Raw genomic sequence first — 14,867 nt, 5'->3', positions numbered from 1 at the left:
CCTTGGTCGAGGGCGAGCGCGACCTCGGTCGGATCAGCCGGAGACGCGGACGTAGTCGACGGTCAGCCGCTGGGGGAAGACCGTGTTGCCGTCGGGGTCGCCGGGCCAGTAGCCGCCGACCGCGAGGTTGAGGATGAGGAAGAACGGCTTGTTGAACGCCCACTGCCTGCCGCCGAGGTCGGCCGGGGTGCGGGTCTGGTAGGCGCGCCCGTCGACGGACCACGTGACCTTGTCCGGCGACCAGTCGACGGCGAAGGTGTGGAACTTGTCGGCGAACGCCTCGCCGCCGGGCAGGGTGTACGCCGCCCCGATGCCGCCCGCGCCGGAGTAGCCGGGGCCGTGCAGCGTGCCGTGCACGGTGCCCGGCTCGAAGCCGACGTTCTCCATCACGTCGATCTCGCCGCAGTTGGGCCAGCCGACGCTCCCGATGTCCGTGCCGAGCATCCAGAACGCGGGCCACATGCCCTGGCCCCGGGGCACCTTCAGACGGGCCTCGACGCGGCCGTACGCCTGCGTGAACCGGCCCGCGGTGTTGAGCCGCGCCGAGGTGTACTCGCACCGCCCGTACCAGCACTGGTAGTTGGCCGGGTTCTCCTTGCGCGCGGTGATGACCAGGTTGCCCTGGCCGTCGAGGGCGGCGTTCTTGGTGCCGGACGTGTAGTACTGCCGCTCGTGGTTGTTCACGTTGTCGCCGGTCTCGAGCTGCCACTTGCCGCCGTCGACGGCGGCCCCGGCGGGCCCGTTGAAATCGTCGGAGAAGGCGAGCGCGGCGGCGGGCCGGGGCGCGGGCGGGGCCGCGGCTCCGGCGGGCGTCACGGCCAGGCCGCAACAGGCGAGGGCGAGCGCGCAGAGCGCCGTGCGGCGGCGCCGGGGGAAGAGAGGCACTGTCATCACATCGCTTCGAGTGGGGGGAGGGAGCGCGCAAGGGGGTGCGCGCTGAGGTGCGTATGAGATGCACTGAGATGCACTGAGATGAATATGAGGTGCGCATGACAATCTAACGTCGGGAAGTGAACGCTGAGAGCGCTCACAGCCCCGTGGTGCCTCTACTTGATTTACGACAGCCGACAAGGGGCCGTCAAGCGGTCGGTACGTGCCAACTGCCCGACGGCCCCCGGAACTTCCTCAGGGGCGCCCCCTACTCGTCGATCGCCGCTCCGAAGCGCGCCCCGCTCACCTGGGCGCCCAGCGACTTCGCGCCGAACGTCCAGGACCCGGTCGCTGTGATGCCGCTCGCCCCCGCGGGCAGGAACCACACCACGCCGTCCCGGGCGTTCTCGCCCGGCGCCGACGCGAGCAGGTCGAAGCGGCGGTCGCGGTTGGGGTTCGCGAGCCGCACCTGCGCGCCCCACTTGTCGCCCTTCTCGGCGACGCCGGGCACGCCCGCGCTGTTCTGCGTCCACGACGCCGAGCCCCTGGCGGTGAGCCCGCCCGCCGCGCCGCGCAGCACCCACACCGCGCCCGCGTCCGCGACCTGGCCGACGTCCTCGCCGGGGGCCCCGATCGAAACGTCCGCGTAGCCGTCGCCGTCGGTGTCGTCCACGGACAGGTCGGCGCCCCAGCGGTCGCCCTTCTCCACCGCCCCGGGCACTCCTGCGGACCCCTGCGTCCACCACGTCACGTTCGCCGAAGGGCCGTTCGCGCTGCCGTAGCGGACGCCGACCAGGCCGCCGGTCAGCGTCTCGCCGCCGTCGTCGGGGGAGTCGGGCTCGCCGGTCACCAGGTCGTCGTAGCCGTCGCCGTTGATGTCGCCGGTGGCGGCGACGGGGCCGCCGCGCAGTTCGCGCCCCTTGGCGAGGCCCTCCTTGTGCCCGGAGAAGTACGTCGACCAGCCGTGCCCGGGCTCGTCGCCCGCGCTCACGCCGGAGACGACGAGGTCGGCGAAGCCGTTGTCGTCGTAGTCGCCGGTGGTCAGCGAGGTGGGCAGGATCGTACGGGGCGCCGCCGCGGCGCGCTTGGCGCCGGACGCGGACGCGGCGGGCGACGGCGCGCCCAGGCGCTGCGACGAAAGCCGCCGGAACGGCTCGTTGCCGGGGATGTGCGGCTGGTCGCCGTAGGTGTAGGTGTCGAGCTCGTCCCGGTCGGTGACGGCGAGGACGTCGCCCTCGGTCGCGCCGCTGAACCGCGCGGCGGCCAGCGTGGACCCGAAGCGCTCGCCCTTGCGGGGCTCCTCGGCCTCGATCCAGTCGCTGAGGCCGGGCTTGAGGCCCTGCTTCGTGCCCCAGAAGATCGTCACGCGGCCGGCGTCCACCGCGCCGTCGACGTCCTCGCCGGGCGCGGCGACGACGGCGTCGTCATAGCCGTCGGTGTTGAGGTCGCCGGTGGCGACGGCGGTCCCGAAGGCGTCGCCCGCCTCGGGGGCGCCGTCGCCGTCGGTGGACTCCTCGCTGAGCCGGACGACGTCCTTGGTGCCGATGCCGCGCGCGGAGCCGTACTGCACGGTGACGAGGCCCGCGCCCTGGTGGCCGCCCACCGTCGCGTTGGGCGCGCCGATGAGGACGTCCTCGTGGCCGTCGCCGTTGAAGTCGCTGTTGCGGTCGTTGGCGTGCGTGCTCCCCGGGGTGCCCGCGAGCGCGGCGGGGGCGGCGGCGATGCCCGCGCCGGTCAGCAGCAGGAAGGAGGCCGCGGTGAGGGCGGCCGGGCGGTTCTTGCGCAAGAAAGGCTCCAGTTGAGGAAGGCGGGGTCGTTCGGCGCGGGCGGCGCGGGGGAGGTCCGGAAGGGGCCCGTTCCTGTTTCCGGCAATCTGTTCGACCACGCGTGGGGCCCAAGGGTTGTACGGGAGCTGCCGACTGGAGCCGCTGGCGGGCGAGGTCGGCCCCACTTCCCTTAGGGGGCGGTCCGCTCCTGCTCGGACGCCGTGCCGATCACCTCGTCCAGGACGTCGCGGGAGCGCACCAGGTCGGTGATCATGCGGTTGATGCGGTCGCGCTCGGCGGTGAGCTGGTCCACCAGGAACGGCGTGGCGGTCGCGGCGGGCCCGCCGTCCGTGTCCCGGATGCAGGGCAGGAGTTGGACGATCTTCGCGCTGCACAGGCCCGCGGCGAACAGCTCCTGGATGCGGATGACGCGGTCGACCGCGCCGTCGGCGTACTCCCGGTGGCCGCCGGGGGTGCGCTCGGCGGCCAGCAGTCCCTGCTTCTCGTAGTAGCGCAGGGAGCGTTCGCTCACGCCGGTGCGCCGGGCCAGTTCGCCGATCCGCATCGTCCACCTCTCACGCCGGTCCCGGGTCAAGGAGCGGCCCACCACCGGACGTACGCCGGGAGCGCGCGGGCTCGAACCTGACATCCATGACAGCTTCCAGCCTACCCGGCGCCCGGCGCGTCCCTGAATTCCGCCGCAGGGAACACCGTGTGAACTGCGGGAATTCCACAACAACTGCCCTCTTCGAACGCGATATTGACGCGACCTGGATGGCATGGTTACTTTGATCAAGCATTCGATGTGATCAGGTCTGTGTACGTGGCCCGCCGCGAGCGGAGTACGGGGGAGGACTGTGATGAGTGTCGTCCGTTTGTCGCGCCCTGCGTCCCCCGAGTTCGGTGAAACCGCGGCCGTGCACGCCTTATTCGAGGACTGGGCGGCCCGGGTGCCGGACCGGGTGGCCGTTCTGAATGACGGCGTCGCGCTCACGTATCGGGATCTGTATCGCCGCGTCGACCAACTGGCCGGGCGGCTGCGCGCGTTGGGCGTCACCCCTGAGGCCCCGGTGGGCATCCACCTGCCGCGCTCCCCGGAACTGGTCGTCGCGATGCTCGCCGTGCTGCGGGCCGGGGGCGCGTTCATGCTGGCAGACCCGGCGCAACCGGCGGCGCGCGTACGGGCGTTCTTCGCCGGGGCCCGGCCGGTCGCCGTGATCACCGAGGCGCGGTTGGCGGCGCGATTCGTGGGTATGAATACGGCCGTTGTCCGCGCTCGGCCGGGCGGCGCGGAGCGAGACGGGGACGAGGAGAAGCGCGGCGGAGGGTGCGCGAGTACCGGCACGAGTTCCGTTTCACCGGCTCTTCACCGGGGCTCTCCGTTAGGCCCTGACGCGGTCGCCTGCATTGTCCAGACATCCGGTTCCACTGGTGTACCGAAAGGCGTTCTGGGTACACACCGGGGAATCCTCAATTGCCTTCACTGGATTAACACGCATTATCCCTTCGCGGACGGCGAGATCGCCGCACAGCGGACATCTCCCGATTTCGTGGACGCCGTCTGGGAAATTCTCGCCCCGCTCTGCGCGGGCGCGACCCTCGCCATCGTGCCGGAAAGCGCGGCCCGCGATCCGCGGCTGCTGCTGCGCTTCCTCGACGAGACGGGCTGCGCCCGCCTGGTCCTCGTGCCGTCCCTGCTGCGCTCGCTCCTGGACGCGCTCGCCGCCGGGGCGAAGCCGCCCGCGGGCCTGAGCCGCTGGCTGTGCAGCGGCGAGGAACTGCCCGCCGCCCTCGCCGAGGAGTTCCGGCGGCGGCTGCCCGGCGCCCGGCTCGTCAACGTGTACGGCATGTCCGAGGCGGCGGCCGACGTGACCTTCCACGACGTCGGCGCGGCCGACGCCGGGCGCGGCCGGGTGCCGCTGGGGGAGCCGGTCCCGGGCGCGTACGTGACGCTGCTGCGCACCGACGCGCCGGTGCCGGTGGTGCCCGGCGAGACCGGGGAGCTCTGCGTCGGCGGCCACGGCCTGGCCCGCGGCTATCTGCACCGGCCCGGAGCCACGGCCGCCGCCTTCGTGCCCGACCCGGACCCCGAGCGGCCGGGCGCCCGCCTGTACCGCACGGGCGACCTCGCCCGGCGCCGCCCGGACGGCACCCTGGAGTACCGGGGGCGCGCCGACCACCAGATCAAGATCCGGGGGGTGCGCGTGGAGCCCGCGGAGATCGAGGCCGCGCTGCTCGCGCACCCGGCGGTGACGCGGGCGGTGTGCGCGGCCTGGCCCGAGGGCGGGGCGGGGGCGGCGCGGCTGGTCGCCTACGTCGTCCTGGCCGAGGACGCGGAGGGCGCGGACGGCGCGGAGGGCGTTCGGGGCGCGCGGGGCGCTGAGGTGGCCGCGGGCGCCGTGTGTCCATCGCCCAGTGACGACGCGCTGCGCGCGTTCCTCGCCGGGCGCCTTCCCGGGCCCATGGTGCCCGGTGCCTTCGTCCGCCTGCCCGCGCTGCCGCTGACCGCCGGAGGCAAGGTCGACCGCGGGGCGCTGCCCGCTCCCTCGGGGCTCCGGCCCCGCGTCGACACCCCGTACGTCGCGCCCCGGACGGACGCCGAACGCCTGGTGGCGGACGTCTGGTCCCGGGCGCTCGGCGTCGCCCCCGTCGGCGCCGACGACGGCTTCGTCAGCCTCGGCGGCTCGTCCCTGACCGCCATGTCGGTCGTGGCGGAACTCCGCGCGAAGACGGGGGCCGACCTGCCGGTCGCCGCGGTCTTCGCCTGCGGCACGGCGGCGGGGCTCGCCACGGAACTCGCGGCGCGCACACCGGAGACCGGGCACCGGGCGCCCGAGCCGCCGGAGCCGCCGGAGCCGCCGGAGCCGCCGGAGCCGCCGGAGCCGCCGGAGCTGCCGGGGCCGCCGGAGCCGTCCGAGCCGTCCGCGGGGCCTGGCGGGGCCACCGAGGCCGTGGGGGCTGCCGGGCCTGCTGGGCATGTCGGACCTGCCGGGTCCACCGGGGCCACTGGGTCTGTCAGGTTCACTGGATCTGCCGAGGCCGGCCGTGCGGCTGGGCCCGCTGAGTCGGGTCGGCCTGCCGGGCCTGTCCAAGCTGGTGAGTTCGGCCTTTATGCCGGGTCGGCCAGGTCTGCTGGGTCTGCCGAGTTCGGCCAGCCGGGTCGGCCTGTCGAGCCCGAGCCCGGCGGCGAGTTCGGCCAGCCCGGTCGGTCTAGCGGCTTCGGCCGGTCTGCTGAGGTTGTTGGGTCTGCTGAGTTGGGTCAGGTGGGTCGGCCTGCTGAGCCCGAGTCCGCCGCGTCCGGCCGCGCGGCCGGGCCCGCCGAGTTCGCCCGGCCCCACCAGGCCGCCCCGGCCCTCGACTTCGGCCAGTCCGCCGGGTCCGCCGGGTCCGCCGGGCCTGCCCGGCCTGCCGGGTCCGGTCAGTTCGGTTGGCCTGCTGAGGTCCAGCCTGCTCAGTGCGCCGAGTTCGGCCAGCGGGGTCGAGCTGCCGGGCGCGAGCCCGGGCCGTCCGCCGAGCTCTTTGAGTCCGGTCAGGCTGTCGGGCCCGTCCGGTCTGGTGAGTTCGGCTCGTCCGCCGGGTCCGCTCAGACCGGCCAGCCCGGTCTGCCCAGCGGCTCCGGCCAGTCCGCCGAGCCCGCCGGGCCTGCCGGGCCTGCCCGGCCTGCCGAGTCCGGTCAGTTCGGTTGGCCTGCCGAGGTCCAGCCCGCTCAGTCCGCCGAGTTCGGCCAGCGGGGTCGAGCTGCCGGGCGCGAGCCCGGGCCGTCTGCCGAGATCATCGAGCCCGGTCAGGCTGCCGGGCCCGTGCGGCCTGCTGGGTTCGGCTCGTCCGCCGGATCCGCCGGATCCGCCGAGACCGGCCAGCCGGCTCAGCCCGCCGGGCCCCAGCCCGCCGGGTTCGGCCAGCCGGGCCAGCCCAGCGGCTCCGGCCAGCCCGCCAAGGCTGCCGGGGCTACGGAGTCCGCCAAGGCCGCCGAGCCCGGTCAGCCACGTCGGCTCGCCCCGTACGCCGAGTGGGGCTTCGCCGTGGCCGGGCAGCCCGGCGGAGCCGCTCAACTCGACGACGGGCTGCCCGAAGGGCTTGTTCCGCTTACCTCTGGGCAGCGCAGGCTGCTGTTTCTCGATCGGCTTGAGCCCGGGAGTCCGCGCTATGTCCTGCCGTACGCCTATCACTTGACCGGGCCCCTCGACGCCGAGGCCCTCGGTGCGGCTCTGCGGGAACTCACGGCGTGGCACCCGGCGTTGCGCACTGTCGTCACCACCGACCACGGGCGGCCGACCGGGCGGGTGCTCACCGTGGACGAGGCGGCTCCGCCGCTGCTTCGGCACGACCTGACGGGGGTCGCCGATCCGGACGCGCGGGAGAGCCTCGTACAGAGTCATGTGCGCGCCCTGGCGGGCAAGCCGTTCGATCTCAACGACGGCCCGCTGCTGCGGGCCGTCCTGCTGCGCGTCGGCGCGGACGCGCACGTCCTCGGGCTCGCGTTCTCCCACCTGGCCGTGGACGGCGCCTCGCTGCCGCTGCTCACCCGCGACCTCGCGGACGCGTACGCCGCCGCGCGCGACGGCCGCACCCCGCCGCCACGGCCGCACGCGGCGGCCGCCCACCAGGCCCTCGCCCGGCGCCTGGTCCAGCGGGAGGCGGACCAGGACCCCGCCGCGCTCGCCTACTGGGCACGCCACCTGGCAGGGCTGCGCCCGCTCGAACTGCCCACCGACCGGGCCCGGTCCGCCGCGCTCGACCACGCCGGCGGCGTCCACCGCACGACCGTCGGACCGGCGACCACGGCGGGCCTGCGGCGGCTCGCGGGCCGCGCGGGAGCCTCGCTGTACACCGTGGTGCTCGCCGCCGTGCAGCTGCTGCTCGCCCGTACGGCCGGGCAGGCGGACGTCACGGTCGGCGCGCCGGTCTCCCTGCGCGAGCCGGGGGACGAGGGCGTCGTCGGCTTCTTCGCCGACACCCTCGTCCTGCGCGGCGACCTCTCCGGCGACCCGCCCTTCGGCACGCTCCTCGCGCGCACCCGCGAGACCGTGCGGCTCGCCCTGGACCGGCGCGTGCCCCTGCAGCGCCTGATGGAGGAAGGAGCCGCGCGCCGCGTCGCGGGCCGCTCGCCGCTGTTCGACGTGATGGTCGTCCAGGACGAGGCACCCGGCAGCCCCGACCTGGCGGACCTGCGCGTGCGCGCGCTGCCGCTGCACACCGGCGCCGCCATCTTCGACCTGACCTTCTACGTGACCGAGACCCGCGACGGCCGCCTCGACATCGCGCTTGAGTACCGCTCGTCGCTGTTCGCGCACGCCACGGCCGTACGGATCGCCGACCGCCTCACGACCGTGCTGCGTGCCCTGCCCCACGCCGAGGACACACCCCTCTCTCAGGTGCCGGTGCTCACCGAACGCGACCACGACGACGTGCTCGGCACCTGGAACGACACCGCCGAGCCCGCGCCCGCACCCGGCGCCACCCTCCCCGGCCTCGTCTGGGAGCAGGCCGCCCGCACCCCCGACCGCACCGCCTGCCACGGAGCGGGCCCGGACCTCAGCTACCGCCAACTGACCCACTGGGCGGCCGGGATCGCCGCCGCCCTGCGCGCGCGGGGAGCGGGCCCCGGGCAGGTCGTCGCCGTCTGCCTGCGGCGCGGACCCGCCCTTCCCGCAGCCCTGCTCGGCGTGCTCGCCACCGGCGCCGCCTATCTGCCGCTCGACCCCGACCACCCTCGCGACCGGCTGCGCTGGATGATCGAAGACAGCGCCGCCGCCGTGGTGGTGACGGGGCATCAGGAAGCGACGGCGCTCCCGGAGGGCGTCGGCACGCTGCTCGTGGGCGAGGCGCCCGCGCCACCGCGGGACGCCGCGCCCCAGGCGCCCACGGCCCGCCCGGACGACGTCGCGTACGTCATCTACACCTCCGGCTCCACCGGGCGCCCCAAGGGCGTGCAGGTCGAGCACCGCTCCGTCGTCAACCGCCTGCGCTGGACCCGCCACCTGGCCGGAGCCGGTCCTGGCCCGCGCGTGCTGCAGAAGACACCGGTCACGTTCGACGTGTCCGTGTGGGAGATCTTCTGGCCGCTCACCCACGGCGGCACCCTCGTCCTCGCCGACCCCGGCCGCCACGGCGACCCCGGCCACCTCGCCACGCTGCTGCGCGACGAGGACGTCCAGGTCGCCCACTTCGTGCCGTCGACGCTGCGCGCCTTCGCCGCGGCCGGACAGCTGCCCGCCCTCCGCGGCCTGCGCCTGCTGGCCCTGAGCGGCGAGGCCCTCGACCGCGACCTCGCCGACCAGGTCATCGCCGCGCTCGGCCCGGAGGCGGCCGTGCACAACCTGTACGGGCCCACCGAGGCGTCCGTCGAGGTCAGCCACTGGCGGGTGGGCCCGCGCCCGGACGGCAGGACACCGATCGGGCGGCCCATCGCCAACACCCGCCTGTACGTCCTGGACGCGGCCCTTCGCCCGGTGCCCCCGGGCACCCCCGGCGAACTCCACATCGGCGGCACACCGGTGGCCCGAGGCTATCTGCGCCGCCCCGGCCGCACCGCCGAGCGGTTCGTGCCCGACCCGTACGGCCCGCCGGGAAGCCGTCTGTACCGCACCGGTGACCTGGTCCGCCACCTCGCCGACGGCGAACTCGACTTCCTCGGGCGCCTGGACCACCAGGTGAAGATCCGCGGCTTCCGCGTGGAACTCGGCGAGGTCGAGGCGGCGCTCACCGCGCTGCCCGGCGTCGCCCGCGCGGTCGTCACCGCCCACGACCACGGCCCCGGCGACCGGCGCCTGGTCGCCTACCTCACCCTCGAAGGCCCCAAGGCCCTCGAAGGCCCCGGGCCCGCAACCGAGGGCCTGGCCACCGAGGGCCCGGCCGCCGCGCGCGAAGCCCTCGCCCGCACCCTGCCGGAGTACATGCTGCCCAGCGCGTACGTCGTCCTCGACGCGTTCCCCACGAACGCCTCCGGCAAGCTCGACCGGACCGCCCTGCCCGCGCCCCGCTACGGCACCCCGTCCCCGGCACGGGACACCGGGTTCGCGGACGTCAGGGAAGCGGAGATGGCCCGCCTGTTCACCGAAGTGCTCGCCACCGGGCGGCCGGTGGGCGCCCGGGACGACTTCTTCGAGCTCGGCGGGCACTCCCTGCTCGCCATGACCCTGCTGGCCAGGGTCTTCGAGACGTTCGGCACGACCCTGCCGCTCCGCGCGGTGTTCGACAACCCCACGCCCGCCGAACTCACCGCCGCGCTCCAGCGCGGCTGACACCACCGGGGAGCCCCCACCATGTCCGGTAGTCAACGCCCCTCCCTGTACGAGGAGTGGATGTGGATCATCGAGCGGAGCGGTCTCGCCACCTCCGTGTACCACCTGGAGACCGCGCTGCTGCTGCACGGCCCGCTGGACACCGCGGCGGTCCGCGCCGCCTTCGCCCGGCTCGTCGCCCGCCACGACGCGCTGCGCAGCCGCTTCCCCGAGGACCCCGAAGGGCGCCCGGTGCGCGTCGTCACCGAAGACCCGGACGCCGCCTTCGACTTCGCCGTGGAACAGGCGCCCGGCGAGGCGCCGCTGCCCAGGGCGCTCGACGTCGCCCGCGAGCCGTTCGACGTCACCACCGGGCCGCTGCTGCGGGTGCGCGTCCTGCGCGCGGGCGAGCGCGAGCACCTGCTGCTCGTCGTCGCGCACCACATGGTGTTCGACGGCTGGTCGGAGGGTGTCCTCTGGCGCGAGTTCGCCGAGCTGTACGAGGCCGCTGCCACGGGCCGCGCCGACCGGCTCCCGCCCCCGCCGCCGCGCTACGCGGAGTTCGCCGAGCGGCAGCGCGCCCGCCTCACCGCGGCCGCCGAGGACGCCCTGGTCGCGTACTGGCGCGACCGACTCGCGGGCACCCCGCCCCTCGGCCTGCCCACGGACCGCCCGCGCCCGGCCGTGCAGCGCCACCGCGGGCACGAGCACCGCCTGACCGTCCCCGGCGACACCACGAGCACGCTGCGGGCGCTCGCCCGCACGGAGCGCACCACCTTGTTCTGCGTGGTGTACGCCGCCTACCACGCGCTGCTCGTCCGCTACGCGCGTCAGGGCGACCTGAGCGTGGGCGTACCGCTCAGCGACCGGATGCTGCCGGGCACCGACGCCGCCATCGGCCTGTTCCTGAACACGGTGGTGCTGCGGCCGCGCGCCGACGACGACCCCTCCTTCCGCGACCTGGTCCGGCGGGCGCGCGGCGCTTTCCTCGACGCCGTCGACCACGCCGAACTGCCCTTCTCCCGCCTGGTCGAGGAGCTGGCGCCGGAGCGGGACCTCGGCCGCAACCCGCTGTTCCAGGCGATGTTCACGATGGCCGTGCGCGAAGCGGCCCCCTCCCTGAGCGGGCTGCGGGCCGAGCGGCTTCGGCTGCCCGTCGCCACCTCCTTCATGGACGTCAGCGTCGAGGTCCACGACCACGGCGCCGACGGCCTGGAGGCGCATCTGAGCGTGGACGCCGACCTGTTCGACGACGACACCGGCGCCGCCCTGGCCGCCGACTTCGCCCGGCTCCTCGCGGCCGTCGCCGACCGGCCCGACCTGCCCCTTTCGCGCACCCCCGCGCCCACCGCCGCCGTCTGGCAGCGCGGCCCCGCGCCGAGCCCGCACAGGCCCCCGGCCCCGCGGGCCGCCGCCCCGGAGGCCGACCCGGCGCTCACCGCCGCCGTCACCGAGATCTGGTCCGCCGCCTTCGGCAGGCCCCTCACCGGCAGTGAGGACTTCTTCCGGCTCGGCGGCACCTCCCTGCTCGCCATCCGCGTCGTCTCCGGCCTCCAGACCCGGGGGCTCGGCTCCCTCGCCGTCCGCGACGTCTTCGAGACCCGCACCGCGCACGCCCTGGCCGCACGCATCGCCGGGCTTCCCGAAGGCGGCGGAGCGGCTGGCGGGTCCGCCGCGGCCGCGGGCCTGCCCGCCGCGCCCACCCGCATCGCCCGGCGCCGCCGCGCCCTCGACCTGCCCGCGTCCGAGACCCCCCGAGGAGCGAAATGACCGAGCGCGAACGGGAGTTCATGGAGCTCCCGGCCTCCGCGGCCCAGCGCGGCCTCTGGCTCATCGAGCAGCTGGGCGAGCCGTCGGCCACGTACACCATGCACCCGGCCGTCCGCGTCGACGGGGCCTTCGAACCCGAGCTCGCCCGGCGGGCGTTCGAGGAGCTGGTGCGCCGCCACGAGACGCTGCGCACCACGTTCTCCTGGAGCGAGGGCGAACTGACCCAGCTGGTGGAGGACATCGGCCCCGACGACCCGGTCACGCTCGACTTCGACGTGGTCCCCGTGGGCCGCGATGAGCTGGTGGCGCGGGCGGAGGAGCTGGCCCGCGTGCCCTTCGACGTGATGGGCGGGCCGCTGCTGCGGGTGCGGGTCCTGCGCGCGGGCGCACGCGAGCACCTCGTCCTGGCCGTCGTCCACCACATGGTGTTCGACGGCTGGTCGGAGGCGGTCCTGTGGCGGGAGTTCGGGGAGCTGTACACGGCGGAGGCCGAGGGCCGTGCCGCCGGTCTTCCGGAACTGCCCCTGCAGTACGCCGACTTCGCCGACTGGCAGCGCGCACGCCTGGACGGCGGCGTCCAGGCGGAACTCGCCGCGTACTGGCGCGGCCGCCTCGACGGCGCCGGAGTGCTCGACCTGCCCACGGACCGCACCCGGCCCGCCGTGCAGGGGCACCGGGGCCGCGAGCACCGCTTCACCGTCCCCGCCGCCGTCACCGCCGCGCTGCGGGAGTTCGCCCGCGCCGAGCACACCACCCTGTTCTCCGCGGTCTACGCCGCATACCACACCCTGCTCGCCCGCCACACGCGCTCCGACGACGTCTGCGTCGGCGTCCCGCTCGGCAACCGCGCGCTGCCCCAGCTCGAAGGCGTCATCGGCCTGTTCGTCAACCACGCCGTGTTCCGGATCGACTCCGGGGACGACCCGGCCTTCCGCGACCTGGTGGCACGGGTGCGCGGGGAGTTCCTCGACGCCGTCGACCGCATCGAGCTGCCGTTCTCCCGCCTCGTCGAGGAACTGGCGCCCGAGCGCGACCTGAGCCGCAACCCGCTGTTCCAGACCGTGTTCTCGCTGGAGGAGCGCCCGACCGCCCACGCCGCCCTGCCCGGGGCCCGGCTGACCCACGTCGACCTGCACCTGGGCATCTCCAAGTTCGACGTCGCCCTCGTCCTGTACGACGAGGGCGAGGAACTGTCCGGCTTCCTGGAGTACGACAGCGACCTGTTCGACCCGGCCGTGATGGCCGCGCTCGCCGAGCAGTACGTACGCCTCCTCGATGTCGCGTCCCGTGCCCCCGGCACCCGGCTGAGCGCGCTCGACCCCGTCCCGCCCGAGGAGCGCGTACGCCACCTCACCGCGTGGAACGACACCGCGCGGGACTTCCCCCGGAACGCCACGACCGCCGCCCTGTTCGAGGAGCAGGTCCGCGCCGCGCCCGACGCCCCCGCCGTCCTCACCGCGGACACCACGGTCAGCTACCGCGCACTCGACGCGCGGGCGGAGCGCCTGGCCCGGCAGCTGCGCGGCCTCGGCATCGGCCCCGAAACCCCGGTCGGCGTGTGCCTGGAGCGCTCCGTCGACCTGCTCGCCGCCGTCCTCGGCACCCTCAAGGCGGGCGGCGCCTATCTGCCGCTGCCCCCTGCGCTCCCGGCCGACCGCCTCACGTTCTGCCTGCGCGACGCGGGCGCGCGGGTGGTGCTCACCACGGCGGACCTCGCCGACCGGTTCGCCGGGGCCGACGTGCCCGTCGTCCGGGTCGACGGCGAGGTGCCGGACACCCCGGACACCGCGGCTTCCCCGGGCGGCCCGCTGCCGCCGCCCGCGCCCGGCGACGCGGAGAACCTCGCGTACGTCATCTACACCTCCGGCTCCACCGGCGTGCCCAAGGGCATCGGCGTGTCCCACCGCGCCCTCGCCCGCCTGGTCAAGGGCGCCGACTACGCCGACCTCGGGCCCGACGAGGTCCATCTGAACCTGTCGCCGCTGTCCTTCGACGCCTCGCTCATCGAAGTGTGGGGCCCGCTCCTGAACGGCGGCGCCGTCGCCCTTCCCCAGCCCGACCTGCCCTTCCCGGACGTCCTGCGCGACGCCCTCAAGCGCTACCCCGTCACCCACCTGCTGCTGATCTCGCCCCAACTGCACCTGGCCGCAGACGAGTTCCCCGACGAGCTCAGCGGCGTACGACAGCTCATGGTCGGCGGCGACGTGCTCTCGCCGCGCCACGCCCACGCCCTCATTCCGCATCTGCGGGGCGAGCGGTTCACGCACGTATACGGGCCCACCGAGTCGACGCTGTTCGCCACCGCCGAGCCGCTCACCGCCGTCGACCCGCTGCGGGCCACCGTGCCCATCGGCCGCCCCATCGCCAACACCCGCGCCTACGTCATGGACGCGACCTTCCGGCTGCTGCCCGTCGGCGCCCCGGGCGAGCTGTGGCTCGGCGGCGACGGGCTCGCCCGCGGCTACCACGGCAGGCCCGCCCTGACCGCCGAACACTTCGTACCCGACCCCTTCGGACCGCCCGGCGGCCGCCTGTACCGCACCGGTGACCTGGTGCGCAGGCTCCCCGACGGCGGCATCGAGTTCATCGGCCGCATCGACGGCCAGGTCAAGGTGCGCGGCTACCGCGTCGAGACCGGCGAGATCGAAGCCGTCCTCACCGGCCACCCGGCCGTGCGCGAGGCCGCCGTGACGGTACGCGACGACGCGCCCGGCGGCCGCGCCCTCGTCGCCCACCTCGTGGCCGACACCGACGTGTCCGACGACGGCCTGCGCGCGCTGCTGCGCGCCGCCCTGCCCGAGTACATGGTGCCCGCCGCCTTCGTCCGCCTCGACACCATGCCGCTGACCGCGAACGCCAAGGTCGACCGCGCCCGGCTGCCCGCACCCCGGTACGAGGAGCGGACGGCGGACGAGCCGGAGGCGGCCACCTCCACCGAGGCCGTGGTGCGCGACGTGTGGCGGGAGGTCCTCGGCGTGCCCGGCGTCGCCCGCGACATCCGGTTCTTCGACGTCGGCGGCAACTCCCTGCTCCTGGCCGACCTGTTCGACCGGATCGGCCGCCTCTTCCCGGCCGCCGGCCTCTCCCTGGTCGACCTCTTCGAGCACACGACCATCGCCGACATCGCGGGCGAGCTCGACCGCCGCGCGCGCGGCACCGCGCCAGCGGAGCCGAGCCTGGACATCTAGCGCCAGGACCCGCCACCCCACCCCCCACCAGGCCAGCCCCAGGAAGGAGC

General features: G+C 75.1%; 6 protein-coding genes. 3 read left to right on the top strand and 3 right to left on the bottom strand.

Annotated elements, in window-relative coordinates:
* Positions 1-33: 33 nt before the first annotated feature.
* The 3 genes from AC07A4_RS06945 to AC07A4_RS06935 form a co-directional block, all read right to left on the bottom strand.
* On the bottom strand, positions 34-891 hold the full coding sequence (locus AC07A4_RS06945; RefSeq protein ID WP_478594005.1) for a glycoside hydrolase family 16 protein: 858 nt from the start codon (positions 889-891) through the stop codon (positions 34-36).
* Between the two features lie 247 nt (positions 892-1,138).
* A complete protein-coding gene (locus AC07A4_RS06940) occupies positions 1,139-2,656 on the bottom strand; it encodes an esterase (RefSeq protein WP_478594003.1) in 1,518 nt (505 codons plus the stop codon).
* Between the two features lie 170 nt (positions 2,657-2,826).
* Positions 2,827-3,201, bottom strand: a complete 375-nt coding sequence (locus AC07A4_RS06935; RefSeq protein WP_478594001.1) for a MerR family transcriptional regulator — start codon at positions 3,199-3,201, stop codon at positions 2,827-2,829.
* 295 nt (positions 3,202-3,496) lie between these two features.
* Here AC07A4_RS06935 and AC07A4_RS06930 point away from each other — a divergent pair, with 295 nt between their 5' ends.
* From AC07A4_RS06930 to AC07A4_RS06920, 3 genes are read left to right on the top strand one after another with little or no spacing between them, the layout of a single operon-like run.
* The gene (locus AC07A4_RS06930) at positions 3,497-9,880 is read left to right on the top strand and encodes an amino acid adenylation domain-containing protein (RefSeq protein ID WP_478593999.1); all 6,384 of its coding nucleotides are present in this window, start codon (positions 3,497-3,499) and stop codon (positions 9,878-9,880) included.
* A gap of 21 nt (positions 9,881-9,901) precedes the next feature.
* On the top strand, positions 9,902-11,629 hold the full coding sequence (locus AC07A4_RS06925; protein ID WP_478593996.1) for a condensation domain-containing protein: 1,728 nt from the start codon (positions 9,902-9,904) through the stop codon (positions 11,627-11,629).
* Positions 11,626-14,817 carry a non-ribosomal peptide synthetase gene (locus AC07A4_RS06920; protein WP_478593993.1) on the top strand — a complete coding sequence of 1,064 codons (3,192 nt, stop codon included), beginning with the start codon at positions 11,626-11,628 and terminating at the stop codon, positions 14,815-14,817. Before AC07A4_RS06925 ends, AC07A4_RS06920 begins: the two co-directional genes overlap by 4 nt.
* Positions 14,818-14,867: the final 50 nt, after the last annotated feature.

The sequence above is a fragment of the Streptomyces sp. NPDC043996 genome (genome assembly GCF_056435225.1).
This window is presented reverse-complemented; position numbering and strand designations above follow the sequence as displayed.

Coding starts and splice junctions, on each gene's coding strand:
- AC07A4_RS06945 (WP_478594005.1), bottom strand. CDS start 891: ATGACAGTGCCTCTCTTCCCCCGGCGCCGCCGCACGGCGCTCTGCGCG.
- AC07A4_RS06935 (WP_478594001.1), bottom strand. CDS start 3,201: ATGCGGATCGGCGAACTGGCCCGGCGCACCGGCGTGAGCGAACGCTCC.
- AC07A4_RS06930 (WP_478593999.1), top strand. CDS start 3,497: ATGAGTGTCGTCCGTTTGTCGCGCCCTGCGTCCCCCGAGTTCGGTGAA.
- AC07A4_RS06925 (WP_478593996.1), top strand. CDS start 9,902: ATGTCCGGTAGTCAACGCCCCTCCCTGTACGAGGAGTGGATGTGGATC.
- AC07A4_RS06920 (WP_478593993.1), top strand. CDS start 11,626: ATGACCGAGCGCGAACGGGAGTTCATGGAGCTCCCGGCCTCCGCGGCC.